At 63.0% G+C, this 23,810-nt stretch carries 27 protein-coding genes and 1 pseudogene; 19 read left to right on the top strand and 9 right to left on the bottom strand.

Going from position 1 to position 23,810, the window contains the following annotated elements:
• Positions 1 to 35: 35 nt before the first annotated feature.
• Both secB and GTW25_RS08310 read right to left on the bottom strand, forming a co-directional pair.
• Positions 36 to 569 (bottom strand): protein-export chaperone SecB, encoded by a 534-nt coding sequence (secB, locus tag GTW25_RS08315; protein ID WP_252911586.1) that lies wholly within the window; start codon positions 567 to 569, stop codon positions 36 to 38.
• 124 nt (positions 570 to 693) lie between these two features.
• Complete coding sequence (locus GTW25_RS08310) at positions 694 to 1,185, bottom strand: FxsA family protein (protein ID WP_252911585.1); 492 nt, start codon at positions 1,183 to 1,185, stop codon at positions 694 to 696.
• Positions 1,186 to 1,342: 157 nt separating this feature from the next.
• Between GTW25_RS08310 and GTW25_RS08305 the strand changes: the two genes are divergently transcribed.
• Genes GTW25_RS08305 through GTW25_RS08290 form a run of 4 tightly spaced genes read left to right on the top strand, consistent with a single transcriptional unit; the run spans position 1,343 to position 4,040 of the window.
• Positions 1,343 to 2,044 (top strand): Tim44/TimA family putative adaptor protein, encoded by a 702-nt coding sequence (locus tag GTW25_RS08305; RefSeq protein WP_252911584.1) that lies wholly within the window; start codon positions 1,343 to 1,345, stop codon positions 2,042 to 2,044.
• A gap of 15 nt (positions 2,045 to 2,059) precedes the next feature.
• Positions 2,060 to 3,124, top strand: a complete 1,065-nt coding sequence (gene mltA, locus GTW25_RS08300) for a murein transglycosylase A (RefSeq protein WP_252911583.1) — start codon at positions 2,060 to 2,062, stop codon at positions 3,122 to 3,124.
• The gene (locus GTW25_RS08295) at positions 3,121 to 3,675 is read left to right on the top strand and encodes a Smr/MutS family protein (protein ID WP_252911582.1); all 555 of its coding nucleotides are present in this window, start codon (positions 3,121 to 3,123) and stop codon (positions 3,673 to 3,675) included. The genes mltA and GTW25_RS08295 overlap by 4 nt, the downstream gene beginning before the upstream one ends.
• The gene (locus GTW25_RS08290; RefSeq protein WP_252911581.1) at positions 3,672 to 4,040 is read left to right on the top strand and encodes a helix-turn-helix domain-containing protein; all 369 of its coding nucleotides are present in this window, start codon (positions 3,672 to 3,674) and stop codon (positions 4,038 to 4,040) included. Before GTW25_RS08295 ends, GTW25_RS08290 begins: the two co-directional genes overlap by 4 nt.
• Here GTW25_RS08290 and GTW25_RS08285 read toward each other — a convergent pair.
• The 4 genes from GTW25_RS08285 to hslV all read right to left on the bottom strand — a co-directional run bounded on the left by GTW25_RS08285 (position 4,037) and on the right by hslV (position 7,470).
• Positions 4,037 to 4,999: a DUF1402 family protein gene (locus tag GTW25_RS08285; RefSeq protein ID WP_372493096.1), complete on the bottom strand. Its 963-nt coding sequence runs from the start codon at positions 4,997 to 4,999 to the stop codon at positions 4,037 to 4,039. The genes GTW25_RS08290 and GTW25_RS08285 overlap by 4 nt on opposite strands.
• 122 nt (positions 5,000 to 5,121) lie before the next feature.
• Positions 5,122 to 6,420 (bottom strand): ATP-dependent protease ATPase subunit HslU, encoded by a 1,299-nt coding sequence (gene hslU, locus GTW25_RS08280; protein WP_252911580.1) that lies wholly within the window; start codon positions 6,418 to 6,420, stop codon positions 5,122 to 5,124.
• Entirely contained in the window at positions 6,417 to 6,932 is a 516-nt protein-coding gene (locus GTW25_RS08275; RefSeq protein WP_252911579.1) for a GNAT family N-acetyltransferase, read from the bottom strand. The genes hslU and GTW25_RS08275 overlap by 4 nt, the downstream gene beginning before the upstream one ends.
• Complete coding sequence (hslV, locus tag GTW25_RS08270; protein WP_252911578.1) at positions 6,922 to 7,470, bottom strand: ATP-dependent protease subunit HslV; 549 nt, start codon at positions 7,468 to 7,470, stop codon at positions 6,922 to 6,924. The genes GTW25_RS08275 and hslV overlap by 11 nt, the downstream gene beginning before the upstream one ends.
• 144 nt (positions 7,471 to 7,614) lie before the next feature.
• Here hslV and hisB point away from each other — a divergent pair, with 144 nt between their 5' ends.
• The 8 genes and pseudogenes from hisB to GTW25_RS08230 all read left to right on the top strand — a co-directional run bounded on the left by hisB (position 7,615) and on the right by GTW25_RS08230 (position 12,609).
• Positions 7,615 to 8,226, top strand: coding sequence for an imidazoleglycerol-phosphate dehydratase HisB (gene hisB / locus GTW25_RS08265; RefSeq protein ID WP_252911577.1), 612 nt, complete (start codon positions 7,615 to 7,617; stop codon positions 8,224 to 8,226).
• 6 nt (positions 8,227 to 8,232) lie between these two features.
• The gene (locus tag GTW25_RS08260; protein ID WP_252911576.1) at positions 8,233 to 8,706 is read left to right on the top strand and encodes a DUF2628 domain-containing protein; all 474 of its coding nucleotides are present in this window, start codon (positions 8,233 to 8,235) and stop codon (positions 8,704 to 8,706) included.
• Positions 8,706 to 9,356 (top strand): imidazole glycerol phosphate synthase subunit HisH, encoded by a 651-nt coding sequence (gene hisH / locus GTW25_RS08255; protein ID WP_252911575.1) that lies wholly within the window; start codon positions 8,706 to 8,708, stop codon positions 9,354 to 9,356. The genes GTW25_RS08260 and hisH overlap by 1 nt, the downstream gene beginning before the upstream one ends.
• Positions 9,353 to 10,120: a 1-(5-phosphoribosyl)-5-[(5-phosphoribosylamino)methylideneamino]imidazole-4-carboxamide isomerase gene (gene hisA / locus GTW25_RS08250; protein ID WP_252911574.1), complete on the top strand. Its 768-nt coding sequence runs from the start codon at positions 9,353 to 9,355 to the stop codon at positions 10,118 to 10,120. The genes hisH and hisA overlap by 4 nt, the downstream gene beginning before the upstream one ends.
• Positions 10,117 to 10,902 carry an imidazole glycerol phosphate synthase subunit HisF gene (gene hisF / locus GTW25_RS08245; protein WP_252911573.1) on the top strand — a complete coding sequence of 262 codons (786 nt, stop codon included), beginning with the start codon at positions 10,117 to 10,119 and terminating at the stop codon, positions 10,900 to 10,902. Before hisA ends, hisF begins: the two co-directional genes overlap by 4 nt.
• A gap of 69 nt (positions 10,903 to 10,971) precedes the next feature.
• Positions 10,972 to 11,292, top strand: coding sequence for a phosphoribosyl-ATP diphosphatase (locus GTW25_RS08240; RefSeq protein ID WP_252911572.1), 321 nt, complete (start codon positions 10,972 to 10,974; stop codon positions 11,290 to 11,292).
• On the top strand, positions 11,289 to 12,290 hold the full coding sequence (gene coaA, locus GTW25_RS08235) for a type I pantothenate kinase (protein ID WP_252911571.1): 1,002 nt from the start codon (positions 11,289 to 11,291) through the stop codon (positions 12,288 to 12,290). The genes GTW25_RS08240 and coaA overlap by 4 nt, the downstream gene beginning before the upstream one ends.
• Positions 12,287 to 12,609, top strand: a pseudogene (locus tag GTW25_RS08230) (YnfA family protein). Before coaA ends, GTW25_RS08230 begins: the two are co-directional and overlap by 4 nt.
• On the opposite strand, the gene GTW25_RS08225 reads toward GTW25_RS08230, so the two are convergent.
• The 3 genes from GTW25_RS08225 to GTW25_RS08215 all read right to left on the bottom strand — a co-directional run bounded on the left by GTW25_RS08225 (position 12,606) and on the right by GTW25_RS08215 (position 15,350).
• Positions 12,606 to 13,223 (bottom strand): alpha-ketoglutarate-dependent dioxygenase AlkB family protein, encoded by a 618-nt coding sequence (locus tag GTW25_RS08225; protein WP_252911570.1) that lies wholly within the window; start codon positions 13,221 to 13,223, stop codon positions 12,606 to 12,608. The pseudogene GTW25_RS08230 and the gene GTW25_RS08225 sit on opposite strands and share 4 nt — an antisense overlap.
• The gene (gene arfB, locus GTW25_RS08220) at positions 13,223 to 13,660 is read right to left on the bottom strand and encodes an alternative ribosome rescue aminoacyl-tRNA hydrolase ArfB (protein ID WP_252912046.1); all 438 of its coding nucleotides are present in this window, start codon (positions 13,658 to 13,660) and stop codon (positions 13,223 to 13,225) included. Before arfB ends, GTW25_RS08225 begins: the two co-directional genes overlap by 1 nt.
• Before the next feature lie 79 nt (positions 13,661 to 13,739).
• On the bottom strand, positions 13,740 to 15,350 hold the full coding sequence (locus GTW25_RS08215) for a phosphoenolpyruvate carboxykinase (protein WP_252911569.1): 1,611 nt from the start codon (positions 15,348 to 15,350) through the stop codon (positions 13,740 to 13,742).
• Positions 15,351 to 15,689: 339 nt separating this feature from the next.
• Here GTW25_RS08215 and GTW25_RS08210 point away from each other — a divergent pair, with 339 nt between their 5' ends.
• From GTW25_RS08210 to GTW25_RS08180, 7 genes are all read left to right on the top strand, one after another.
• Positions 15,690 to 16,391, top strand: a complete 702-nt coding sequence (locus tag GTW25_RS08210; RefSeq protein WP_252912045.1) for a response regulator transcription factor — start codon at positions 15,690 to 15,692, stop codon at positions 16,389 to 16,391.
• A gap of 30 nt (positions 16,392 to 16,421) precedes the next feature.
• Positions 16,422 to 18,206 (top strand): sensor histidine kinase, encoded by a 1,785-nt coding sequence (locus GTW25_RS08205; protein ID WP_372493095.1) that lies wholly within the window; start codon positions 16,422 to 16,424, stop codon positions 18,204 to 18,206.
• Positions 18,206 to 18,631, top strand: a complete 426-nt coding sequence (locus GTW25_RS08200) for an HPr kinase/phosphorylase (RefSeq protein ID WP_252911568.1) — start codon at positions 18,206 to 18,208, stop codon at positions 18,629 to 18,631. The genes GTW25_RS08205 and GTW25_RS08200 overlap by 1 nt, the downstream gene beginning before the upstream one ends.
• 267 nt (positions 18,632 to 18,898) lie before the next feature.
• Entirely contained in the window at positions 18,899 to 19,300 is a 402-nt protein-coding gene (locus GTW25_RS08195) for a PTS sugar transporter subunit IIA (RefSeq protein WP_252911567.1), read from the top strand.
• Positions 19,297 to 19,590, top strand: coding sequence for an HPr family phosphocarrier protein (locus tag GTW25_RS08190; RefSeq protein ID WP_252911566.1), 294 nt, complete (start codon positions 19,297 to 19,299; stop codon positions 19,588 to 19,590). Before GTW25_RS08195 ends, GTW25_RS08190 begins: the two co-directional genes overlap by 4 nt.
• A gap of 145 nt (positions 19,591 to 19,735) precedes the next feature.
• Positions 19,736 to 21,133 carry an adenosylhomocysteinase gene (gene ahcY / locus GTW25_RS08185; protein WP_252911565.1) on the top strand — a complete coding sequence of 466 codons (1,398 nt, stop codon included), beginning with the start codon at positions 19,736 to 19,738 and terminating at the stop codon, positions 21,131 to 21,133.
• A gap of 200 nt (positions 21,134 to 21,333) precedes the next feature.
• Positions 21,334 to 23,808: a sensor histidine kinase gene (locus tag GTW25_RS08180; protein ID WP_252911564.1), complete on the top strand. Its 2,475-nt coding sequence runs from the start codon at positions 21,334 to 21,336 to the stop codon at positions 23,806 to 23,808.
• Positions 23,809 to 23,810: the final 2 nt, after the last annotated feature.

The raw sequence follows: 23,810 nt of genomic DNA, 5'->3' as shown, positions 1-23,810 counted from the left end.
GCCGGGTTTTTCTTCGATTTCTCGATGCGATCGGATCAGGCGGTGCCTGTCGGCTGGGCGACCTTTGCCTTGGCCTGTTCCTCGGCCATGCGGCGCTGGAACATCTGGGCGAAGTCGATCGGGTCGATCATCAGGGGCGGGAAGCCGCCCTGACGGGTGATGTCGGCGACGATCTGGCGCGCGAACGGGAAGAGCAGGCGCGGGCACTCGATGAAGAGCAGCGGCAGCATGTGCTCCTGCGGGAAACCGTCGACGCGGAAGATGCCGCCATAGACGAGCTCGACATTGAACAGGACGGCGTTTTCGGCTTCCGCCTTGGCATTGAGCGTCAGGACGACGTCGTATTCCTTGTCCGCGATCGGATTCGCGTTGACATTGACGTTGATATTGATGCCGGGCGGCTGGGTACGGTTGCGCAGCGAAGCGGGCGCGCCCGGGTTTTCGAAGGACAGATCCTTCACATATTGGGCGACGACGTTGAACGTCGCGCCTTGCGCCGTCTGCCCGGTGGGCTTGGCTGCGGCGGCAGCGCCGTTTTGACCATTGGTGTTTTCGGGCGTGTCGGCCATCGGGGTTTTCCTCTCATCGCGCGCAGGACTGAACCACGCGGCTCATTCGTTCAAAAATCGCGCGTTTCCCAACACGCAGGCAAAATCGCGCGTTCGCTAACACGCAGGCTCAAGCGTGACAAGTTCACCGCGGCGGAAGGCGCGGGTCGAAGGGCGGGCGTCGTTGCGGATCGTTGTCGAGATCGTGATAATCGTCTTCGTCGAGATCGACGACATCCTCTCGTGCGCGCCGATATCCCGAACCGGTCTGGACCGTCGCCACCTTGATGCGGCTTTTGAGAAGCCTCCAGCCCAGATCGCGCACCGGCGGCAGGAACAGGAGGAGCCCGATCGCGTCGCTGACGAAGCCGGGGATGATCAACAGCACGCCTGCGACCAGGATCATCATGCCGTGCACGAGGTCGCGGCCGGGCGAGCCGCCCCGATCGAGCTCGGTGCGGATGCGCTGCACGGTGCTGAAACCCTGGATGCGGACCAGGACGACGCCGAGCACTGCCGAGGCGAAAAGAAGTCCGAGCGTCGCCAGGACGCCGATCTCGCTGCCGACGGCGATGAGGACTGCGATCTCGACCGCAGGCATGGCGAGGATAAGGAGAGGAATGACAGGAAATCGCACGTTGGGCCTCGACATGAGTTCGTCATCATATAGGGAAGACACAAGCGCATTTGAATGCGGCGGGGTCGCGATCTATATGCAGGGGAAACGCGGCGCTTGATTTCGCGCCGGAAGACTTCACCATAGCGTAACGACAATAGGGTCTTTGGCGGACGACATGGAATTTTTCGATTTCGGAACCATCTTTTTCGTCGTTGCCGCCGCGGTTATCTTTTACCAGCTCCGCAGCGTCCTCGGCCGTCGTACGGGCAGCGAGCGTCCGCCGCACGATCCCTATACGCGGCCCGAGAACGACCAGCAGCAGCCCGCTCCCGAAAATGTCGTGTCGCTGCCGCGCCGCAAGACGGCCGCCGGCGCGCCCGATGTCGACTATTCGGCGATCGATTCGATCTCGCCGGAAGGTACGCCGCTCAACGACGGCCTTCGCGAAATTCGCCAGACGGACCCGACTTTCGATCCGAAGGAATTCGTAAACGGGGCGCGCATGGCCTACGAGATGATCGTCATGGCCTATGCGGATGGCGACCGCCAAACCCTCAAGAACCTTCTCTCGCGCGAGGTCTATGACGGCTTCGTGCAGGCGATTTCGGATCGCGAGGCGCGGAACGAGAAGGTCCAGTCGTCCTTCGTCGGCATCGACAAGGCCGACATCGTTGCGGCCGAGCAGAAGGGGTCGGAAGCCCACATCACCTTGCGCATCGTCAGCGAGTTGATCTCCGCGACCCGCAACGACGCCGGCGAAGTCGTCGATGGCGACCCGGAAACGGTGGTCGAGGTCAAGGACGTGTGGACCTTCGCCCGCGACACGAGGTCGCGCGACCCGAACTGGAAGCTGGTCGCGACCGAAGCGGAAGAATAGAGCGAAAAAGCTGGCATGGACGCGCCGGCAGCCCTGAGCTTCATTGCATTCGAAGACATCGCGGGATGGCCCGGCGACCACCACCGCGCCGCCTTCGAGGCATTTCGCAGGTCGGCGTTTCGCGCTCTCGAAAAGCCGTATCGAACAGGCAGCTTCGGCATCTCGCATGAAGACTTCGCCCCGGCCTTCGCGGCCGCACGGGCGAATGACCGTGTGGACTGCCGCGATTTCTTCGCGCGGCATTTCATCCCAGCGCGGATAGCCACGACAGGCTTCGTGACAGGCTTCTACGAGCCGATCATCGCTGCGAGCCCTGTTCGCACGGCTTCCTTCCAGTTTCCGATCCTGTCGCAGCCCGGCGACCTTGCCGACATTGACGACGTCAACCGGCCCGCCGGCTGGGACGAGACCGTCGTCTTCGGCCGAAAGACGGATCAAGGTTTTCAACCTTACTTCGATCGCGGCGAGATCGAGCGCGGCGCGCTTCAGGGTCGTGGTCTCGAACTCGCCTGGGTCGCCGACAAGGTCGACCTGTTCTTCATTCACGTCCAGGGCGCGGCCCGCCTTCGCATGACCGACGGCACGGAACGTCGCGTCACCTATGCCGCAAAGACCGGTCATCCCTTTACCGCGCCGGGTCGCATTCTTGCAGAAAATGGTGAAATTCCCCGCGAAAACGTGACGATGCAATCCATTCGCGCGTGGCTCAAAGCCAACCCGCGCCGGATCGATGAGATTCTTTGGCAGAACCGCTCGTTCATCTTCTTCCGCGACGCGCCGGTGGCGGACCCGGCGCTCGGGCCGGTCGCGGCGGCCAAGGTGCCTTTGACGGCCGGGCGTTCGCTGGCCGTCGACCGACTGCTGCACAGCTTTGGGACGCCGTTCTTCATCGACGTTCCAGATATGGATTTCGCCCGGCTGATGATCGCGCAGGATACCGGTTCGGCGATCGTCGGACCGGCGCGCGGCGATATCTTCTGCGGGTCGGGTGACGCGGCAGGCGAGGTTGCGGGCGTCATCAAGCATGCCGCGACATTCACCATGCTCGTTCCGCGAACCGCAGCGGAGCGCATGCGATGAGTCGGCGGTCGAAAGGATTGACCCGCGAAGATCAGATTCTGTGGTCGAAGATCGCGCGCTCCGTCGTGCCGATGAGGGGAAAGGCAGTCCCCGAAGTGCCGCAGGAAGACGATGCCGTTGCCGGCAGCGAGGCGACGGCGCCGCAACTGCCGCAGGTGATGGCCGATGCCAGGGATCGGGCGCAGGCCCTGCGTGGCCACCCGCAACAGCATGGCGTCATCGACAGGCCGACCAGGAAGAAGCTCGCCAAGGGTCGGCTCGCGATCGAGGGCAAGGTCGACCTGCACGGCATGACGCAGATGCAGGCCCACGGCACGCTTTTGTCTTTTCTCCACGGTGCCTATGCGCAGGGGCGTCGCCATGTGCTGGTCGTTACGGGGAAAGGGTCGTCGATGGGCAGTGACGGCATTTTGCGCCGTCAGGTACCGCAATGGTTCGCAACCCCCGCCTTTCGCGGCCTCGTTTCCGGTCATGAAGACGCCGCGCGCCATCATGGCGGGCAGGGCGCGCTCTATGTGCGGCTGCGCCGGCGACCGGGAGACGCGCTGTGACGCCCTTCGGCGAAAAACTGCGCCAGATGCGGCGCGAGCGCGGCGTTGCGCAAAAGGACATGGCGGCGGCGATCGGCGTCAGCGCGGCCTATCTTTCCGCACTCGAACATGGTCGGCGCGGGGTGCCGAACTGGGCGATGGTCCAGAAGATCATCGGCTATTTCAACGTGATCTGGGACGAGGCCGAGGAATTGGAGGCGCTTGCCTGGACATCCGATCCGCGCGTCGTGGTGGACACGGCGGGCCTCTCGCCGCGCGCCACGATGCTGGCCAACCGGCTCGCCGAACGGATCGGCGCACTCAGCGAGGACGATATTGCGCGGCTGGCCGCCCTGCTCAACGAGCTTGCGGCGAAAAAGAGCTAGAACAGCGCCTTCAGATCGTCGATCCGATCGTTGATCAGCCAGCCGTAATAATTCTCCTGCGGCAGGCGCGGGCTTTGTCCGCTCGCGCGGCGCTGGTCGTTCTCGCGCTTAAGGCGGCGCGCACGTTCTTCAGGGCTGCCGATATTGTAGAGCGTCGAGGTAACGCCCGGATTGTCCGAAATGTCGAAGCCGGCGATCTGGCGATAGGCATCGATCGACGTTTTCAGCGTCGCGGCCACATAGGCCAGCGTCAAATCCGGGTCCATGATCGTGCGATAGACCGCCTGCGGATCGGACGCGTCGAGCCGCGGCAGGCCGGAGACCTTGTGCACCATGTCGCTCATCTGAAGCGCCGTCAGCGGATTGAGTTGGCCGATGCCGAAGGTCTGCCCGGCATAGAAGGGCTGGAAGAACACCGCGCCGAAGCGGTTGTCGGGAAAAGAGGTGCCATCCACCATTTGTCCGCGAAACTTCCCATCCCAGACCCGTTCGCGGCAGGCCCATAGATCGTAGCTGTCGCCTAGGAACTTGTCGCATTCGGAAAATTGCGGTCGTTCAACGAAAGCACCGACCAGTTCGCCGCCATGGCCGAACTGGAAACTCGTGGTGAGGTAGGAGACGGCCTTCACATAGTAAGTCTGAAGCCGATCGTAGGCATCGACATTATAGGTATGCTCACCGACGATCGCGCCGGCCATGTGGACGGGATCGAGGCCGTAAAGGGCTGAAACCTGCCGGATTTTGGAGCGCAGGGCGTCATCCTGACGGAACAGGCGCATCACCCTTTGATACTTGCCTTCATAAGTCGTCGCCATGGCCCGCGTGCGGCTGGCCGATCCGCCGGGTATCGCCGGCTGCTCCGCGTTGCGGTTGCCCGGAGGAACCTTGACCTGCGCCCATGCCGGCATGGCGGCGAACGCGATCGACAGGGAAAGGGCAAGCCCTATGGCGCGAATCATGAAAAACCCGGTGAAGTGTCAGGAGCGGCGCGACCATAGGTGCGGCCTCCATGTCCGTCGAGCGCGAACAGGGCTCGAAGGGCATGGAGGTTTTCAAATGATTGCGAGGTGTTGCAGATCACCTACAGGATGAAGCGCGACAAATCCGTGTTTCGGGCCAGATCGCCGACATTCTTCTCCACATAGGCGGCGTCGATCGTCAGCGTCTCACCGGATTTGTCCGGCGCATTGTAGGATATGTCGTCGAGCACCCGTTCCATCACGGTCTGGAGCCGGCGCGCGCCGATATTCTCGACCGTGGAATTGAGATCCACCGCGATCCCGGCCAGCGCATCGATCGCGTCGTCGGTGAAATCGAGCGTCACGCCCTCGGTCGCCATCAGCGCCACATATTGCTTGATGAGGCTCGCCTCGGTCTCGGTCAGGATGCGGCGAAAATCGTCCTTTTCCAGTGCGCGCAGCTCGACCCGGATCGGCAGGCGGCCCTGAAGCTCGGGCAAAAGGTCCGACGGCTTGGCGACATGGAACGCGCCGGAGGCGATGAACAGGATGTGATCCGTCTTCACCGGCCCGTATTTCGTGGCGACCGTGGTGCCTTCGACGAGCGGCAGGAGATCGCGCTGCACGCCTTCGCGCGACGGACCCATCCGCGAATCCGAGCCGGCCACCTTGTCGATTTCGTCGAGGAAGACGATGCCGTCATTTTGCGTCACGTCGAGCGCGCGGGCGATCACCTCGTCATTGTCGAGAAGCTTGTCGGACTCGTCATTGATGAGCTGACCGTAGGATTCCTTGACGGTCGTCTTGCGCGTCTTGGTGCGCTGGCCGCCCATCGCCTTTTGCAGCATGTCGTTGATGTTGAGCATCTGCGCGCCGGGCATGCCCGGAATCTCGAAGCCGCCCGCCGGTGTTCCGGTGTCGGCGACCTCGACCTCGATCTCCTTGTCGTCGAGTTCGCCCGCGCGCAGCTTCTTGCGGAAGGAATCGCGGGTGGCCGGGCTCGCCGTCTTGCCGACCAGGGCTTCGAGAACGCGCTCCTCGGCATTGACATGTGCGCGCGCCTTCACGTCCTCGCGCATCTTTTCGCGCGTCAGGCCGATGGCGGTTTCGACGAGATCGCGAATGATCTGTTCGACGTCGCGGCCGACATAGCCGACCTCGGTGAACTTGGTCGCCTCAACCTTGATGAAAGGTGCGCCGGCGAGCCTTGCGAGGCGGCGCGAAATCTCCGTCTTGCCGACGCCGGTCGGTCCGATCATCAGGATGTTCTTCGGCATCACCTCCTCGCGCAGCCCACTGTCGAGCTGCTGGCGCCGCCAGCGGTTGCGCAGCGCGATGGCGACGGCGCGCTTGGCGTCCTTCTGGCCGATGATGTAGCGGTCGAGTTCGGAAACGATCTCGCGGGGGGAAAAGGTGCTCATGTGGTTTCCATGTCTTGCGGTGCGTCCAGCGCCATCAAATGGGCCGGACCATGTTGGGAATTGCGCGTGTCGATGTGGCGGAAGCCCGCTTTTTCGTAAGCGCGGATCGCCTGTGCGTTGTCGGGATGCGGATCGATGACGAGTCGCGGCGCGCCTTCCTCGAACAGTTCCGCTGCGAACTGCGAAAGGATCGCGCTGCCATGGCCCTTGCCGATCAGATCGGCATCGCCGATGGAGATGTCGAGCCCCAACGTTCCGGTAGGCTGGTCGGCATAGGGATGGTCGTCTTCCAGATGCGGGTCGTAGGACTGGAGATAGGCGATCGGCTTTCCGTCCAGTTCCACGATCAGTGGCTCGACGGAAATCTCGTCCATCGCCGCTTCGATCTCGGCGACGCCCTTTTCGGGATCGCCCCACCATTGCCGCACATGCGGCTGGCGCAGCCATTGCCCCAGCATCGGCAGATCGTCCGGCTCGACCGCGCGGAAGCTATAGAACTGCCTATTCGGCATCCAGCACTTCCATGACGACATTGTCATTGGTGTAGACGCAGATCTCGCCGGCGATTCTCATCGCCCTTTTGGCGATTTCCTCGGCATCCATGTCGGTGTCGATCAGCGCACGAGCGGCGGCGAGCGCGTAATTGCCGCCGGAGCCGATCGCCATGACGCCCTGTTCGGGTTCGAGAACGTCGCCGTTGCCGGTCAGCGCCAGCGTCACCGATTTGTCCGCAACGAGCATCATCGCTTCCAGCCGGCGCAGATAGCGATCCGTGCGCCAGTCCTTGGCAAGTTCCACGCAGGCGCGCGTCAACTGGTCGGGATATTGTTCGAGCTTGGCTTCGAGCCGCTCCAGCAACGTGAAGGCGTCGGCCGTCGCACCCGCGAAGCCGGAAATCACATTGCCCTTGCCGATGCGGCGCACCTTGCGGGCATTGCCCTTCATGATGGTCTGGCCGAGCGAAACCTGCCCGTCGCCCGCGATTACCACCTTGTTGCCCTTGCGCACAGTGACGATGGTCGTCGCGTGCATGGAATTGTCGTTGGACATATCTTCTCCGATACTGTCTGCGGCCGGCCCGATGGCGCCCGCCACTCGGCTCGTTATGTATGCTGCCGTGAAGCGTTTGCAATCGGGCGCGCTGGACTGGTATGAGGCATGCGTTTTCATATCCAAGGGCAAGGACGCCACGACATGGCGAAGGGCAGTGCGGCGCGCAGCGCCACCATCGAGCGCAAGACGAAGGAAACCGGGATCACTGTTACGGTCGATCTCGACGGAACGGGCCGTGCCGAGATCGCGACCGGCGTCGGCTTTTTCGATCATATGCTCGACCAGCTCGCCCGCCATTCCCTGATCGACATGAAGATCGACGCCAAGGGCGATCTTCACATCGACGATCACCACACGGTCGAAGACACCGGCATCGCCATCGGCCAGGCAATCTCGAAGGCGCTCGGCGAGCGCCGCGGGATCACGCGCTATGCGTCGATCGACCTTGCCATGGACGAAACCCTGACCAAGGCGGCCATCGACGTGTCGGGCCGACCGTTCCTCGTCTGGAATGTCGAGTTTTCCAGCCCGAAGATCGGCACGTTCGACACCGAACTCGTGCGCGAATTCTTCCAGGCGCTCGCGCAGAACGCCGGCATCACGCTGCATGTGATGAACCATTACGGCGCGAACAACCACCACATCGCCGAAACCTGCTTCAAGGCCGTCGCGCGCGCGCTCCGCGCTGCCGTCGAGCCCGATCCGCGGCAGGACGGCATGGTCCCTTCGACCAAGGGAACGCTGAAAGGCTGAACGCCCATGGCAAGCTATATGGTGATGGAACCGCCCTTGCGTGACCGGGCGGAAAAGGCCGTTCTGGTGCGCGACGGATTTCACGTCCTCGCTTTTCTCGTGCCGTTTGTCTGGTTCGCCTTCCATCGGATGTGGCGCGAGGCGGGGATTGCGCTCGCCGCAGGCATCGCATTGTCGATTGCCGGTTCGTTTGCGGGCCTGGGGGCCGCAGGTAGCTGGCTGTCGGTGCTCGTCGGCATCTATGTCGGGCTGGAGGGCGCGGCCTTGCGCATCGCGTCCCTGAAACGCGCGGACTGGCTTGAATGGGGGATCGTCGAGGCCCAGAACCCGACCGATGCCGAAATCCGCTATCTGAACGAGCGCGACGAAACAGCCGAGCCGGAACCACCGCGCGTAATAGTGCCATGGTCGCGTACGTCGCCAAGCGCCCGGCACAGTGGCCCGGCGCTCGGCCTTCTCGGCTATCCGGGCGCGCGATAATGCGGGTTGCGATCATCGACTACGGCTCCGGCAATCTGCGTTCAGCCACGAAGGCGTTCGAGCGCGCCGCGCGCGAGGCGGGCATGTCCGCCGAGATCGACCTGACCGACGATGCCGGCCGCGTTGCGAGCGCCGACAGGATCGTCCTGCCGGGCGTTGGGGCCTATGCCGACTGCCGACGCGGTCTCGACGCCGTGCCGGGCATGGTGGAGGCGCTCAATGAGGCGGTGACGGAAAAAGGCCGGCCCTTTCTCGGCATCTGCGTCGGCATGCAGCTTCTGTCGACACGCGGTCTGGAAAAGACGATCACGCACGGGCTCGACTGGATCGGCGGCGACGTCGTCGAGATGACGCCGTCAGACCCGACCCTGAAAATCCCGCAGATCGGATGGAATACGATTCACGTGAAACAAAACCACCCGCTTTTCGACAGAATTGCGACCGGAAACGACGGGCTGCACGCCTATTTCGTGCACTCCTATCATCTCGCGGCGAACGATTCCGCCGATGTGCTGGCCGAAACCGACTATGGCGGCCCGGTCACCGCCGCCGTTGCGCGCGGCAACGTTGCCGGCACGCAGTTCCATCCCGAAAAGAGCCAGGCGCTCGGCCTCGCCCTGATCGCCAATTTCCTGAAGTGGAAGCCATGATCCTCTTTCCCGCCATCGACCTGAAGGACGGTCAGTGCGTCCGCCTGAAGCTTGGCGAGATGGACTCTGCCACCGTCTACAATCCCGACCCGGCGGCGCAGGCGAAGTCGTTCGAGGATCAGGGGTTCGAGTGGTTGCATGTCGTGGATTTGAACGGCGCGTTCGAGGGGCAGTCGGTCAATGGCGCGTCCGTCGAGGCGATCCTGACGGCGACGAAGAACCCGGTTCAGCTCGGTGGCGGCATCCGCACGCTTGCCCACATCGAAAGCTGGCTCGAAAAGGGTCTGGCCCGAATCATCCTCGGGACGGTCGCCGTGCGCGATCCTGAGCTGGTCAGACAAGCCTGCCGCCTCTTTCCCGGCAAGGTCGCCGTCGGCATCGACGCCAGGGGCGGCAAGGTCGCAGTGGAAGGTTGGGCCGAAGCGTCCGAACTCGGCGTCGAGGAAATGGCGAAGAGCTTCGAGGGCGCGGGCGTTTCGGCGATCATCTACACCGATATCGACCGCGATGGCGTTCTGACCGGCATCAACTGGGAGTCCACCATCGCGCTGGCCGACGCCGTCTCGATCCCCGTCATCGCTTCCGGTGGCCTTGCCTCGCTCGCCGACATCGTGCGCATGACCATGCCGGACGCCCGCAAGCTGGAAGGCGCAATCTCCGGCCGCGCGCTCTATGACGGCCGCATCGACCCGGCCGAGGCGCTTGCGATCCTGAAAGGCGAAACGTCAGCGGCTCCGGCGCTGTTCGAGGAACCGCGCCCGTGACCCTCAAAGCTCGCGTCATACCCTGCCTCGACGTCCATAACGGCCGTGTCGTCAAGGGCGTGAACTTCGTGGATCTGATCGATGCCGGTGATCCGGTGGAGGCGGCGAAGGCTTATGATGCGGCCGGCGCGGACGAGTTGTGCTTCCTCGACATCACCGCGTCGTCCGACGATCGGGAGACGATTTTCGACGTCGTCGCGCGCACGGCCGAGCAATGCTTCATGCCGCTGACGGTCGGCGGCGGCGTACGGGCGGTTGGCGATATCCGCAAGCTGCTGCTTGCCGGCGCGGACAAAGTGTCGATCAACACGGCGGCCGTGAAGAACCCGGATTTCGTCGCCGAAGCGGCCGACAAGTTCGGCAATCAGTGCATCGTCGTCGCCATCGACGCCAAGAAAGTGTCGGGTGCGGGCGAGACGGCGCGTTGGGAAATCTTTACCCATGGCGGGCGTGAGCGCACCGGCATCGACGCGGTCGAGTTCGCACGCAAGGTCGTCGATCTCGGTGCGGGCGAAATCCTTTTGACCTCGATGGACCGCGACGGCACCAAGATCGGCTACGACCTCGACCTGACGCGCGCGGTTGCGGATGCCGTTCGTGCGCCCGTCATTGCCTCGGGCGGCGTCGGCAATCTCGATCACCTGGTCGAAGGCGTGCGCGATGGTCACGCGACGGCGGTTCTGGCCGCCTCCATCTTTCACTTCGGCACCTATACGATTGCGCAGGCCAAGGCCCATATGGCAAAAGCGGGTCTGCCCATGCGGCTCGATCCGGCTGCATAAAGCAATTCCAGGAAAAGTGCCTTGCGGTTTTCCGTCCGGAATTGCGGCATAACTGATCTGGAGGGACATTTGGCGGATTTCACGCTCGCCGATCTCGAACGCATCATCGCCGAGCGCGGCCGCTCGGGTGATCCCGATTCCTGGACGGCGAAGCTCTTTTCAAAAGGGCAGGAACGCGCGGCCAAGAAGCTGGGTGAGGAGGCGGTGGAAACCGTCATCGCGGCCGTCAAGGGCGACCGCGCCGAGCTCGTCGCCGAAAGCGCCGACCTTCTTTATCACCTGACAGTCGTGCTTGCGCTCGGCAAAATTCCCCTCGATGAGGTGATGTCCGAACTGGAGCGCCGCACCGGGCAGTCCGGCATTGCCGAAAAGGCGTCGCGAGCGAAATGAGCGCAAGCCGCAAGGTCGCCCGGACGGGTGGGAAAAAGGACGCATCCGGCAATCCGGACCAGTTCTACTCGCCCTATCGCCGCTTTTCGGCCGAGGAGTGGGCCGGTTTTCGCGCCGATACACCGCTGACGCTGAGCGGCGACGAAATCCGCCGCCTGCGCTCGATGGGCGATCCGATCGACCTCGAGGAAACGCGGCGCATCTATCTGTCGCTGTCGCGGCTCCTTTACGCGCATGTGGAGGCGAGCCAGCTTCTGTTTCGCCAGCGGCAGGTCTTCTTTCGGTCCGAGGCGGTCCAGAAGACGCCCTTCATCATCGGCATCGCCGGTTCGGTCGCTGTTGGAAAATCGACCACCGCGCGCGTCCTGAAGGAACTTTTGCGCCGCTGGCCGTCGAGCCCGAAGGTCGATCTGGTCACGACCGACGGTTTCCTCCTGCCCAATTCCGAACTGCGCCGTCAGGGGCTGATGGAGCGCAAGGGCTTTCCCGAAAGCTACGATGTCGGCGCCCTTCTACGCTTCCTGTCCGGCATCAAGTCCGGTATTCGCGAGATGAAAGCGCCGCTCTATTCGCATTTCAGCTATGACGTTCTTCCCGGCGAATTCGTCACCATCGACCAGCCCGACATCCTGATCTTCGAGGGCATCAACGTCCTTCAGACGCGCGACCTGCCGAAGGATGGCAAGGCGGTGCCGTTCGTGTCGGACTTTTTCGATTTCTCGATCTATGTCGATGCCGAGGAAAGCCAGATCAGGCAGTGGTATATCCAGCGCTTCATGCGCCTGCGCGAAACGGCCTTCCTCAATCCCGAGGCGTTCTTTCACAAATATTCGCAGCTTTCCGAAACCGCTGCGCTCGCCGTCGCGGAAGGGCTGTGGGCGAACATCAATCTGAAGAACCTGCACGAGAACATCCAGCCGACACGCCCGCGCGCCGACATCATCTTGAAGAAGGGCGCGGACCATCTGGTCGAGGAAGTGGCCCTGCGCCGGCTATGACCGCGTTCATCTATATCGGCGCGGCGCTGGCCGAGATTGCCGGCTGTTTCGCCTTCTGGGCGTGGCTGCGCTCGGCAAGTCGGCGCTGTGGCTGGTGCCGGGCATGCTGTCACTGGCGCTGTTCGCCTATCTCCTGACACTGGTTGAAGTGGAGGCGGCCGGTCGCGCCTACGCCACCTATGGCGGCGTCTACATCGCGGCGTCGCTCGTCTGGCTGTGGATGTTCGAGGGCATGCGCCCCGATCGCTGGGACGTGACCGGCGCCGCCATCTGCCTCGTCGGCGCCGGCGTCATCCTGTTCGGCCCGCGTCCTGCCTAGCCCGTCACGCGCCTCAATGTCAGATTGATCCGTCCGCCGTTCTTCAAAAGCGTCGAGGTGCCTGGATAAATCCGGTCGACGCCATGAAAGGCAAGGCGGCTCGCCCCGCCGAGAATGACGACGTCCCCGCTTTTGAGAGGCAATGAGCGTATGGGATCGGAGCGTTCGCGCCCGCCGATGCGAAACAGGCAATCGTCTCCGAGAGACACCGAGACGACAGGCGCGGCGAACTCCTGCTCGTCCCTGTCCTGATGCAGGCCCATTTTCGCGTCGGCATCGTAGAAATTGACGAGACAGGCTTGTGGATCGGCATCGAAACCGGCTTCCTCGCGCCACAAATCCAGCAGCATCGGCGGAATGGCGGGCCACCGGTTCCTGGTTTCGGGATGGGTTGCCTGATAACGATAGCCGCGCTCCTTGTCCGTCACCCATCCAAGAGCGCCGCAATTCGTCATGCGCACGCTCATTTCCTTGCCGGTGCGCGGCATGCGCGGCACATAGAGCGGAGCCGCAGAAACCACCGCGCGGATGTCCGTGACCAGTCTTTCCTGAGCCGCCCGATCGAAACGACCGGGCAGATGGCGAAAACCGGCGGGGAGCGAAAAACCCGCCATCAGTCGAAACCGACCTTGCCGCGATTTTTCTTGATCGTGGAGCGCCCGGATTTCGCCTTCAGCCGGCGCTCGATCGAGCCTTTCGTGGGCTTCGTCTTCCTGCGCGGTTTGGGCGGCGGTTCGGCGGCTTTCGCGATCAGTTCGGCAAGACGCGCGCGCGCGTCGTCGCGGTTCTGTTCCTGCGTGCGGAAGCGGCCGGCCTCGATGACGATCACGCCGTCCTTTGTCGCGCGCTGGCCGGCAAGCTTGATGGTACGGTCGCGCACACGCTCGGACAGAGCAGGCGAGTTCGCCGCGTCGAAGCGAAGCTGAACGGCGGTCGCGACCTTGTTGACGTTCTGGCCGCCCGGCCCCGACGAGCGGATGAACTGCTCCTCGAGTTCGCTCTCGGGTATCTCGATATTCGGTGGAATTTGCAGTCCGTCGCGCGTGCTCATGATGTCCATGTGCCGCGCCGGCGCGCAAAAGAAAAGGCCCGGACGATGCCGGGCCTTGTCGTTTTCGTCTTCGAAACGCCTATTCCGCCGCTTCCTGATAGCGCGGCGCGGCGCCCATGACGCTGGCGTCGACATGGCTTTCGAACTTGGTGAAATTGTCCGTGAACATGGTCGCGAGCTTTTCGGCCTGCCGGTCGTAGGCTTCCGTGTCGGCCCAGGTCGAGCGCGGATCGAGAATTTTCACATCGACGCCGGGGACCGATACCGGCACGGCGAAGCCGAAATTCGGATCCGTGCGGAACTCCGCGTCCTTCAGAGAGCCGTCGAGCGCGGCTGCGAGCAAGGCGCGCGTCGCCTTGATCGGCATGCGATGGCCGACGCCGTGTGCGCCGCCGGTCCAGCCGGTATTGACCAGCCAGCAATCGACCTCGTGGCGGGCGATCAGGTCCTTGAGCAGATTGCCGTATTCGGATGGATGGCGCGGCATGAACGGTGCGCCGAAGCAGGTCGAGAATGTCGCTTCCGGCTCGGTCACGCCCTTTTCCGTGCCGGCGACCTTGGCGGTGTAGCCGGACAGGAAGTGATACATGGCCTGCGCCGGCGTCAGCTTGGCGATGGGCGGCATGACGCCGAACGCATCCGCCGTCAGCATGATGATGTTCTTCGGGTGCGGCGCGACACCGGTGGCGCTCGCATTGGGGATGAAATCGAGCGGATAGGCGCAGCGCGTGTTTTCGGTGAGCCGGCCGTCATCGAAATCGGGAACGCGGTGCTCGTCGAGTACGACATTTTCCAGCACGGTGCCGAAGCGCCGGGTCGTCGCGAAGATTTCAGGCTCGGCTTCGGCCGAAAGCTTGATCGTCTTGGCGTAGCAGCCGCCCTCGAAATTGAAGATGCCGTCCTCGCCCCAGCCGTGCTCGTCGTCGCCGACCAGCGTGCGGGTCGGATCGGCCGACAGCGTCGTCTTGCCGGTGCCCGACAAGCCGAAGAACACGGCCGAATCGCCCTCGCGGCCGACATTGGCCGAGCAGTGCATCGGCATGACGGCTTTTTCAGGCAGGAGATAGTTCAGTGCGGTGAAGACGGACTTCTTCATCTCGCCCGCATAGGACGTGCCGCCGATCAGAACGATCATGCGCGAGAAATCGACCGCGATGACCGTTTCCGTCCGCGAGCCGTGACGCGCGGGATCGGCCCTGAACGAGGGAAGGTCGATGATCGTCAGCTTCGGAACGAAGCCGGCGAGATCGGCGCGATCGGGACGAATGAGCAGGTTGCGGATGAACAGCGAGTGCCAGGCATATTCGGTCACGACACGCGTCGGCAGCGCATGGCCGGTGTCCGCTCCGCCGATCAGATCCTGCACGAAAAGGTCCTTGCCCTTGGCGTGGTCGAGGAACTCGGCGTGAAGGCGGTCGAAATTCTCGCGCGACATGGGCTTGTTGTTGTCCCACCAGATGCGTGGCTTCGTCGTCTCGTCCTCGACGATGAACTTGTCCTTTGGCGAGCGGCCCGTGTGCTGGCCGGTCCGCGCCAGAAGCGCGCCGTGAGCCGTCAGTTCCGCTTCGCCGCGACGCAGCGATTCCTCATAGAGTTCGGCAGCGCCGAGATTGTAATGGACCTTGCCGAGGTCGCTGAGACCGCTGGCATCGATCCCGCAGGCGGGGTTGCGCTTACCGATTTCCGTCATGTTCAATCCACCAAAAGAAAGTCAGAATCGTAAAAAGCCGAAACCCTCTTGCCTCTCGGCCGGAACCGGGTTCGTACGGGCTTTCAGGTGGAGAACCAGAAAAACATAGCGATATCAAATCATTAATCGATTTAGAATTTTGTAACGATGGTTAAATCGGTTATATCTGCTTCGATCGGGCGGGATCGGGACCATATAGCCCGGTAACCGGGGTCGCAGTTGCTGGGGGGTCTGTGACAAATCACGCAAACTGTGCCACATTTTGTACCAGATTTGTCCCGCATGAGGCGGCACGTTTGTGTCAGCCAGGGACGACCGCCCATGAAGGAGCCGCTAGAGATGGCAACGATCGCGCTTGTCGATGACGACCGCAATATTCTCACATCGGTCTCGATCGCGCTGGAATCGGAGGGCTATCGCGTCGAGACCTATACGGACGGCGCGTCCGCGCTGGAGGGGCTTGGCGCCCGTCCGCCCAACCTTGCGATCCTCGATATCAAGATGCCGCGCATGGACGGCATGGAGCTTCTGCGCCGCCTGCGCCAGAAGACCGATCTTCCGGTCATCTTCCTGACGTCGAAGGACGACGAGATCGACGAATTGTTCGGCCTGAAGATGGGGGCCGACGATTTCATCCGCAAACCGTTCTCGCAGCGCCTTCTGGTCGAGCGCGTGCGCGCCGTTCTGCGTCGGGCGAGCGCGCGTGAGGCGGGTGTGAAGCCCGCCGCCCAGCAGGCCCGCTCGCTCGAACGCGGCCAGCTCGTCATGGACCAGGAGCGCCACACCTGCACCTGGAAGGGTGAACCCGTGACCTTGACGGTGACCGAGTTCCTGATCCTCCATTCGCTGGCCCAGCGCCCCGGCGTCGTCAAAAGCCGTGACGCGCTGATGGATTCGGCCTATGACGAACAGGTCTATGTCGACGACCGCACGATCGACAGCCACATCAAGCGGCTGCGCAAGAAGTTCAAGTCGGTGGACGACAGTTTCGACATGATCGAAACGCTCTACGGCGTGGGATATCGCTTCCGAGAAGCCTGATATCGAGCGCCGCGAATGTTCGGATGAGAAATGGCGGCTGACACGGATCGATCCATGACGTCTCTGCCGCGCGCTGCGCGGCCGGGCGTCGTGCGTTGGACGCGGTCCTGGCGGGCTATCCGTCGTGTGCTCGGACAATATATGTTTTCGAGCCTGACCAAGCGCATCCTGTTTCTCAATCTGGCCGCCCTTGGCGTTCTCGTCGTCGGCATTCTCTACATGAACCAGTTCCGCGACGGGTTGATCGACGCCCGCGTGGAAAGCCTGATGACGCAAAGCGAGATCATCGCCGGTGCCATCGCCGCGTCGGCCACGGTCGAGACCGATTCGATCACCATCGATCCGGAGCGTCTTCTCGAACTTCAGGCCGGCGAAAGCCTGCCGCCGGACCAGCGTGCGCTCGACAGCCTCGAATTCCCGATCAATCCCGAAAAGGTTGCGCCGGTTCTCCGGCGACTGATATCGCCGACCCATACACGCGCGCGCATCTTCGACCCAGACATGAACCTCCTGCTGGATTCGCGGCATCTTTATTCGCGCGGACAGATCCTGCGCTACGACCTGCCGCCCGTCGAGCCTGCCGAACCCACCTTCCTCGACCGTGTCCGGGTGATCTTCGCCGAGTTCTTCCGGCGAACCGACCTGCCGATCTACCGCGAGCAGCCCGGCGGAACGGGAGCGGCCTTTCCCGAAGTGGTCGCCGCCGCACGGGGCACGCCGGGCTATCTGGTGCGCCTGTCCGAACAGGGCGAGCAGATTATTTCCGTGGCGGTTCCCATCCAGCGCTTCCGCGCGGTTCACGGCGTTCTGATGCTGTCGACGCAGGGCGGCGACATCGACCGGATCGTGGCGGCCGAGCGCGGCGCGATCCTGCGCCTCTTCGGCGTGGCGGCGCTGGTGACGGCGATCCTGTCCATGCTCCTCGCCTCGACCATCGCCAATCCGCTGCGCCGTCTTTCCGCGGCCGCCGTCCGGGTGCGGCGCGGCGGCAAGGATCGCGAGGAAATCCCCGATTTCTCCGACCGGCAGGACGAGATCGGCAATCTGTCGGTGGCGCTGCGCGACATGACCAACGCGCTCTACGCGCGCATCGAGGCGATCGAGAGCTTCGCGGCCGATGTCAGTCACGAATTGAAGAACCCGCTGACCTCGCTCAGAAGCGCGGTCGAGACCCTGCCTTTGGCGAAGAACGAAACCTCGCGGGCGCGGCTGATGGAGGTCATCCAGCACGATGTGCGTCGCCTCGACCGGCTGATCACCGATATTTCCGACGCCTCGCGCCTCGATGCGGAGCTTGCGCGCGACGATGCCGAGCGCATTGACGTCGAAAAGCTCGTCGGCGATCTGACGCGGCTGCTGGCCGATCACGGCCGCAACATCGACAAGAAGGTCGCGGTCGAGTTCAAGGTCGAGAAGGCTCCGCAGCAACAGCACAAGGGCTTCTTCGTGACGGGGCACGATCTGCGGCTCGGCCAGGTCATCACCAATCTGGTGGAAAATGCCCGTTCGTTCGTTCCGGACGCCGGCGGCCGTGTTCTGGTGACGCTGGCCCGCACGCAGCGTTCCGTTCTCGTGACCGTCGAAGACAACGGACCGGGCATCCGCATCGACAATATCGACCGCATCTTCGAGCGCTTCTATACCGACCGGCCCGCATCTGAGGCGTTCGGGCAGAATTCCGGGCTTGGCCTGTCGATCAGCCGCCAGATCGTCGAGGCCCATGGCGGGACGATCACCGCAGACAACATCCCCGGCGGCAAGCCCGGCGATATCCGTGGCGCGCGCTTCGTCGTGCGTTTGCCGGCCGACGGCTGATGGAGACGGGGAACCGTCATGCTACCCTCGTTCTCATCGGTGACCGGGGCGTTCTGATCACCGGACCGTCCGGCGCGGGAAAATCCACGCTCGCGCTCGATTTGATCCGTCATTCGGATGGCTTTTCCATGCTTGTCGGGGACGATCGGGTGATCGTCGAAAAGCGATCGCACGGCCGTTACGTCGGAAGCGTGCCGCAATCGATTTCAGGGCGGATCGAGGTGCGCGGCGTCGGCATCGGCATTCGGTCGCACGAAAGCCATGCGGTGATCGACCTGATCGTCGATCTCGTCGATGGGAGTACAATCGACAGGATGCCCGAACCGCGTATGTGTGACGGCGTCGCGATGATCGAGGTGCCCCGGCGCGATTGCCTTTCGGCGCGTCAACGTGTCGCTGAAGCGCTTAGTCGGTTGAATTCGTGATTTTTAGCCACACTTCGCGATCGAATAACGCGTAAAGCGCAGTCGGTTTGCCGATTCGACCTTGTCAACGGCTCAACTCGTGACAAGGATACCGCCTTTGTCGGACGCGGCATCGCCGCAAGACTGACGATGAGAAGGTTCGATCGGCCTGCAGGCATCGGCACGACGCAAGTTTACGGAGCACCAATTGACTGAAACATGCACCGCGCGCGGGGGCCGGCGGATACATGCGGACCAGAAACGGAACCGAAAACCGGTTCATGTGGCATGATCGGTATTGTTCTTGTGACCCACGGGCGTCTCGCCGACGAGTTTCGAAACGCCGTTCAACATGTCGTCGGCCAGCAGGACCAGCTCGAAACGGTCTCGATCGAGGCTGAGGACGATATGGAGCAGCGCCGCCGCGATATCGTCGATGCGGTGGCGCGTGCCGACAGCGGCGAAGGCGTCATCATCCTCACGGACATGTTCGGTGGCACCCCGTCGAATCTGGCCATCTCGGTCATGGCGGCGGGCAATGTCGAGGTCGTCGCGGGCGTCAATTTACCTATGCTGATCAAGCTGACCAGTGTTCGCAAATGCGACGACATGGCCATGGCGCTCGAAGAGGCACAGAATGCCGGGCGCAAATACATCAATGTCGCAAGCCAGGTCCTCAACGCCAAATGAGCGAAGCCGACGCCAAAGCCCCCATCGTCCGTGACCTTGCCATCATAAACCAGCGTGGGCTTCATGCGCGCGCTTCGGCCAAGTTCGTCCAACTCGCAGGCTCCTATGATGCCGTCATCGAGGTGGAGAAGGACGGTACGACGGTCGGCGGCACCTCCATCATGGGCCTGATGATGCTGGCCGCCAGCCCCGGTTGCAGCATCCGCGTGTCGGTGAGCGGACCGCAGGCCGAAGACGCGATGCGCGCGATCGAGGAACTGATCGCCAATCGCTTCGGCGAGGAAATCTGAACCCTCGCCAGACTTCGATGCCCTGGCATATAACGATGTCTTTATATCCCATTGCCCACTGGCGACGGGTTTGCTAGTTACGCGCCAAGACGGGCGCGTTTCGCCCGGCCGCATTGTGCGAAGTTCAAGACCGGGAGCCCATTCCATGGCCGTCAATGACTATGTAGTTGCCGACATTTCCCTTGCCGACTGGGGCCGCAAGGAAATCGAAATCGCCGAAACCGAAATGCCGGGCCTCATGGCCTGCCGCGAGGAGTTCGGAGCCGACCAGCCGCTCAAGGGGGCGCGCATCACCGGCTCGCTCCACATGACGATCCAGACAGCCGTGCTGATCGAGACGCTTAAAAGCCTCGGGGCCGATATCCGCTGGGCCTCGTGCAACATCTTTTCGACCCAGGACCATGCGGCTGCCGCGATCGCTGCCGGCGGCACGCCGGTCTTCGCGATCAAGGGAGAGAGCCTCGAGGATTACTGGACCTACACGGACCAGATCTTCCAGTGGCCGGACGGCGAGCCCTCGAACATGATCCTCGACGATGGCGGCGACGCCACGATGTACATCCTGCTCGGCGCGCGCGCCGAGGCGGGCGAGGACGTTCTGAAAAACCCCGGTTCCGAAGAAGAGGAAATCCTGTTCGCCCAGATCAAGAAGCGTCTTGCCGCGACGCCGGGCTTCTTCGCCCGTCAGCGCGACGCCATCCGGGGCGTGACGGAAGAGACGACGACCGGCGTCAACCGTCTCTACCAGTTGCAGAAGAAGGGACTTCTTCCGTTCCCGGCGATCAACGTCAATGACAGCGTGACCAAGTCGAAATTCGACAACAAATATGGCTGCAAGGAATCGCTGGTCGACGGCATTCGCCGTGGCACCGACGTCATGATGGCCGGCAAGGTCGCCGTGGTGTGCGGCTATGGCGATGTCGGCAAGGGCTCCGCAGCGTCGCTCGCCGGCGCCGGCGCGCGCGTCAAGGTGACCGAGGTTGATCCGATCTGTGCCCTTCAGGCGGCGATGGACGGCTACGAGGTCGTCACCCTTGAGGATGCCGCCCCGACCGCCGACATCGTGATCACCACGACCGGCAACAAGGATGTCGTCCGGCTCGATCACATGCGCGCTTTGAAGGACATGGCGATCGTCGGCAATATCGGCCATTTCGACAACGAGATTCAGATTGCCGCGCTGCGCAACCTGAAATGGACGAATGTGAAGCCGCAGGTGGATATGATCACCTTCCCGGACGGCAAACGCATGATCCTTTTGTCGGAAGGACGTTTGCTCAACCTGGGCAATGCGACCGGCCATCCGAGCTTCGTCATGAGCGCGTCCTTCACCAATCAGGTGCTGGCTCAGATCGAATTGTGGACCAAGGGCGAAGCCTACGGCAACGAGGTTTATGTTCTGCCCAAGCACCTCGACGAGAAGGTGGCCCGCCTGCATCTCGACAAGCTTGGCGCGCGGCTTTCCATCCTGTCGGACGAGCAGGCGTCCTATATCGGCGTCACGCCGCAAGGACCGTTCAAGCCGGAACACTACCGGTACTGACACGCCCAAACGCGACATTTCGCAAAATCTTCGGCGGCCTGCGGGCCGCCGATTGCGTTTCAAAGGAAGACGCAAGCTTCACGCAGTCCCGCGCAGGCGATACATTGTCATGATTCGCGGGATCGGGTGCGTCGCGGGGGTGGCGGGCTTTGATTTCCAATGTCCGCGAAGCGGCAAGAGGTGGGACGTCGATGTCAGGCATGGAGCCAGCGCAAAAGGCCGATTCGCGCCGATCGCCGATATGGCGGCGCGGCGCCTCGTCTGCGCTTCTCTTCGCAACGACCGCGCTGGTGCCGACACGCGCTTTTGCGCAGGACACCGCGTTGGACGTTTCGTCCGTCACCCAGTTCGCGCTGCTCGCCGGCGTCATGTCGGCCGCCTTCATTTCGGCCATTCTTCTCATTCGCGAGCGCGGGCGCATCGATCGCGAGAACGGTCAGCTCAAGGCGCGGCTCGCCGAGCTTGGCGGTGCACTGCGCCGATCCGAGGCGTTGCTCAATCTGCGCGACCAGCGCATCGTCGTCTGGGACGATCGGAATGCGCGCCCCGAACTTGTTGGCTCGCTGGGTGCGGAAACCGGCGCGCCGAATGACCGCGCCACCTTTCTGGCCTTCGGCAGATGGCTTGCGCCGCATTCGGCTTCGGCGCTCGAAGGCGCCCTGAGCGGTCTGCGTGACGCCGGAACCCAGTTCGAAATGGTGGCGGAAACCGTGTCCGGCGCCGTCCTCGAGGTGCAGGGGCGCAGCAGCCTGTCGCATTGTCTGGTCCGGTTTGCCTCCGTCGCGAAGCGCCAGCAGGAATTCGCCGAGCTGAAGCTCGACCACCAGCGACTGGTTCGCGATCACGAGACGACGCTGGCATTGCTCGATTCGGTGCCGATGCCGTTCTGGCTGCGCGACGCGCGCGGCAGGCTGGAATGGGTCAATCAGGCCTATGCGGCAAGCGTCGATGCGCCTGAACCGGGTATCGTGATCCGCGAGCAGCGCGAACTTCTGTCGGAAACGGCGCGCGACGCGCTCGAACGCCATCATGCGTCGAAGCCGCTGTTCGAACAGACCTTGTCCGTGGTCATCGCAGGCGAGCGCCACATGTATGCCGTCACCGATTTCGCGGCGAAGGAGGCATCCGCCGGCATCGCTGCCGACCGGACCGAGGTCGAGGCGATCCGCGAGGAATATCAGCGCACGATCATAAGCCATGCCGACACACTCGACCAGCTTCAGACGGCGGTCGCCATTTTCGATGCGGACCAGAAGCTTCTGTTCTTCAATCAGGCGTTCCAGAAATTGTGGGATCTCGATTCCGCTTTTCTGGAAAGCATGCCGGATCAGACGCTGCTTCTCGACCGGTTGCGCAGCGAGGGAAAGCTTGCCGAACAGCCCGAATGGCGGCGCTGGAAGGAAACGATCCTGGCCGCCTATCGCGCGATCGATCCGCACGAACATGTCTGGCATCTGCCGGACGGGCGCACATTGCGCGTGGTCGGAAATCCGCAGCCGAAGGGCGGCGTGACCTGGGTATTCGAAAACCTCACCGAACAGCTCAGTCTCGAAAGCCGCTATCAGACCGCGGTGCGGGTGCAAGGCGAGACGCTCGACAATCTGGCCGAGGGCGTCGCGGTGTTCGGGCCGGACGGCAAGGTGCGGCTGGCCAATCCGGCCTTTTCGAATCTGTGGAGCCTGCCGGACGATCTGGTGCGGTCGGGCACCCACATCGCCGTTATCCGCGCGGCCTGCGAAGACAATGCCGTCCTCAGCCCGTGGAGCGAACTCATCGCGCTCGTGACCGGCTTCGACGACGAGCGGCGCGACCGCAATGGCCGCGCCGAGATGCGCGACGGAACGGTTCTTCGCTATGCGGTCATCCATCTGCCCAACGGGCAGGTCATGACGACCTTCGTCGACGTAACGGACAGCGTGAACATCGAGCGTGCGCTTAAGGACAAGAACGAGGCGTTGCAGCGGGCGGACCGCCTGAAGAACGATTTCGTCCAGCACGTTTCCTATGAATTGCGCTCGCCGCTGACAAACATCATCGGTTTCACCGAGCTACTGTCCTTCGACGGCACCGGCCCGCTCAACGAGCGCCAGCGTGAATATGTCGGCCATATCGGCTCGTCCTCGTCCGTTCTTTTGACCATCGTCAACGACATCCTCGACCTGGCGACGGTCGATGCCGGCATCATGCAGCTCGATATCGGCCGGATCGTCGTCGAGGAAGCGGTGAGTTCGGCGGCCGATCTCGTCGTGGACCGCTTGCGGGAGCACAACATCAAGCTTGCCGTGGACCTGTCCCGCGCGCCCGCGACGATCCATGCGGACGGGCACCGGCTGCGCCAGATTCTCTACAATGTCCTCAACAACGCCGCGAACTATGCGCCGGAAGGATCGACGGTGCGGCTGGAGGTGGACGAGGCGAAGGAAATCGTCGAATTCCGCGTTCACGACGATGGGCCGGGCATGTCTCCCGAAGTGCTGGAAACCATCTTCCAGCGTTTCGAGACGCACGCCAATGGCGGCCGCAAGCGCGGCGCGGGCCTCGGCCTGTCGATCGTCAAGAGCTTCATCGAGTTGCATGGCGGAACGGTCGAGATCAGGACCGGCATGGATCGGGGCACCTCCGTCGTCTGCCGCCTGCCGTCGGTGGCGACGCCGGTTCGCGCGGCGGCGGAGTAGGA

The organism is Aliihoeflea aestuarii (assembly GCF_024105665.1).
Lineage (GTDB): Bacteria > Pseudomonadota > Alphaproteobacteria > Rhizobiales > Rhizobiaceae > Aliihoeflea > Aliihoeflea aestuarii.
This window is presented reverse-complemented; position numbering and strand designations above follow the sequence as displayed.

What these genes read in the sequence shown, in the direction of transcription:
- GTW25_RS08215 (WP_252911569.1), bottom strand. Translation starts at nt 15,350, where the DNA reads ATGACGGAAATCGGTAAGCGCAACCCCGCCTGCGGGATCGATGCCAGC.
- ahcY (WP_252911565.1), top strand. Translation starts at nt 19,736, where the DNA reads ATGGCCGTCAATGACTATGTAGTTGCCGACATTTCCCTTGCCGACTGG.
- mltA (WP_252911583.1), top strand. Translation starts at nt 2,060, where the DNA reads ATGGACGCGCCGGCAGCCCTGAGCTTCATTGCATTCGAAGACATCGCG.
- GTW25_RS08205 (WP_372493095.1), top strand. Translation starts at nt 16,422, where the DNA reads ATGGCGGCTGACACGGATCGATCCATGACGTCTCTGCCGCGCGCTGCG.
- hisH (WP_252911575.1), top strand. Translation starts at nt 8,706, where the DNA reads ATGCGGGTTGCGATCATCGACTACGGCTCCGGCAATCTGCGTTCAGCC.
- secB (WP_252911586.1), bottom strand. Translation starts at nt 569, where the DNA reads ATGGCCGACACGCCCGAAAACACCAATGGTCAAAACGGCGCTGCCGCC.
- GTW25_RS08210 (WP_252912045.1), top strand. Translation starts at nt 15,690, where the DNA reads ATGGCAACGATCGCGCTTGTCGATGACGACCGCAATATTCTCACATCG.
- GTW25_RS08190 (WP_252911566.1), top strand. Translation starts at nt 19,297, where the DNA reads ATGAGCGAAGCCGACGCCAAAGCCCCCATCGTCCGTGACCTTGCCATC.
- hslU (WP_252911580.1), bottom strand. Translation starts at nt 6,420, where the DNA reads ATGAGCACCTTTTCCCCCCGCGAGATCGTTTCCGAACTCGACCGCTAC.
- GTW25_RS08295 (WP_252911582.1), top strand. Translation starts at nt 3,121, where the DNA reads ATGAGTCGGCGGTCGAAAGGATTGACCCGCGAAGATCAGATTCTGTGG.
- GTW25_RS08200 (WP_252911568.1), top strand. Translation starts at nt 18,206, where the DNA reads ATGGAGACGGGGAACCGTCATGCTACCCTCGTTCTCATCGGTGACCGG.
- GTW25_RS08305 (WP_252911584.1), top strand. Translation starts at nt 1,343, where the DNA reads ATGGAATTTTTCGATTTCGGAACCATCTTTTTCGTCGTTGCCGCCGCG.
- GTW25_RS08225 (WP_252911570.1), bottom strand. Translation starts at nt 13,223, where the DNA reads ATGGCGGGTTTTTCGCTCCCCGCCGGTTTTCGCCATCTGCCCGGTCGT.
- GTW25_RS08285 (WP_372493096.1), bottom strand. Translation starts at nt 4,999, where the DNA reads ATGATTCGCGCCATAGGGCTTGCCCTTTCCCTGTCGATCGCGTTCGCC.
- arfB (WP_252912046.1), bottom strand. Translation starts at nt 13,660, where the DNA reads ATGAGCACGCGCGACGGACTGCAAATTCCACCGAATATCGAGATACCC.
- GTW25_RS08195 (WP_252911567.1), top strand. Translation starts at nt 18,899, where the DNA reads ATGATCGGTATTGTTCTTGTGACCCACGGGCGTCTCGCCGACGAGTTT.
- GTW25_RS08260 (WP_252911576.1), top strand. Translation starts at nt 8,233, where the DNA reads ATGGCAAGCTATATGGTGATGGAACCGCCCTTGCGTGACCGGGCGGAA.
- hisA (WP_252911574.1), top strand. Translation starts at nt 9,353, where the DNA reads ATGATCCTCTTTCCCGCCATCGACCTGAAGGACGGTCAGTGCGTCCGC.
- hisB (WP_252911577.1), top strand. Translation starts at nt 7,615, where the DNA reads ATGGCGAAGGGCAGTGCGGCGCGCAGCGCCACCATCGAGCGCAAGACG.
- GTW25_RS08180 (WP_252911564.1), top strand. Translation starts at nt 21,334, where the DNA reads ATGGAGCCAGCGCAAAAGGCCGATTCGCGCCGATCGCCGATATGGCGG.
- GTW25_RS08275 (WP_252911579.1), bottom strand. Translation starts at nt 6,932, where the DNA reads ATGCCGAATAGGCAGTTCTATAGCTTCCGCGCGGTCGAGCCGGACGAT.
- hslV (WP_252911578.1), bottom strand. Translation starts at nt 7,470, where the DNA reads ATGTCCAACGACAATTCCATGCACGCGACGACCATCGTCACTGTGCGC.
- coaA (WP_252911571.1), top strand. Translation starts at nt 11,289, where the DNA reads ATGAGCGCAAGCCGCAAGGTCGCCCGGACGGGTGGGAAAAAGGACGCA.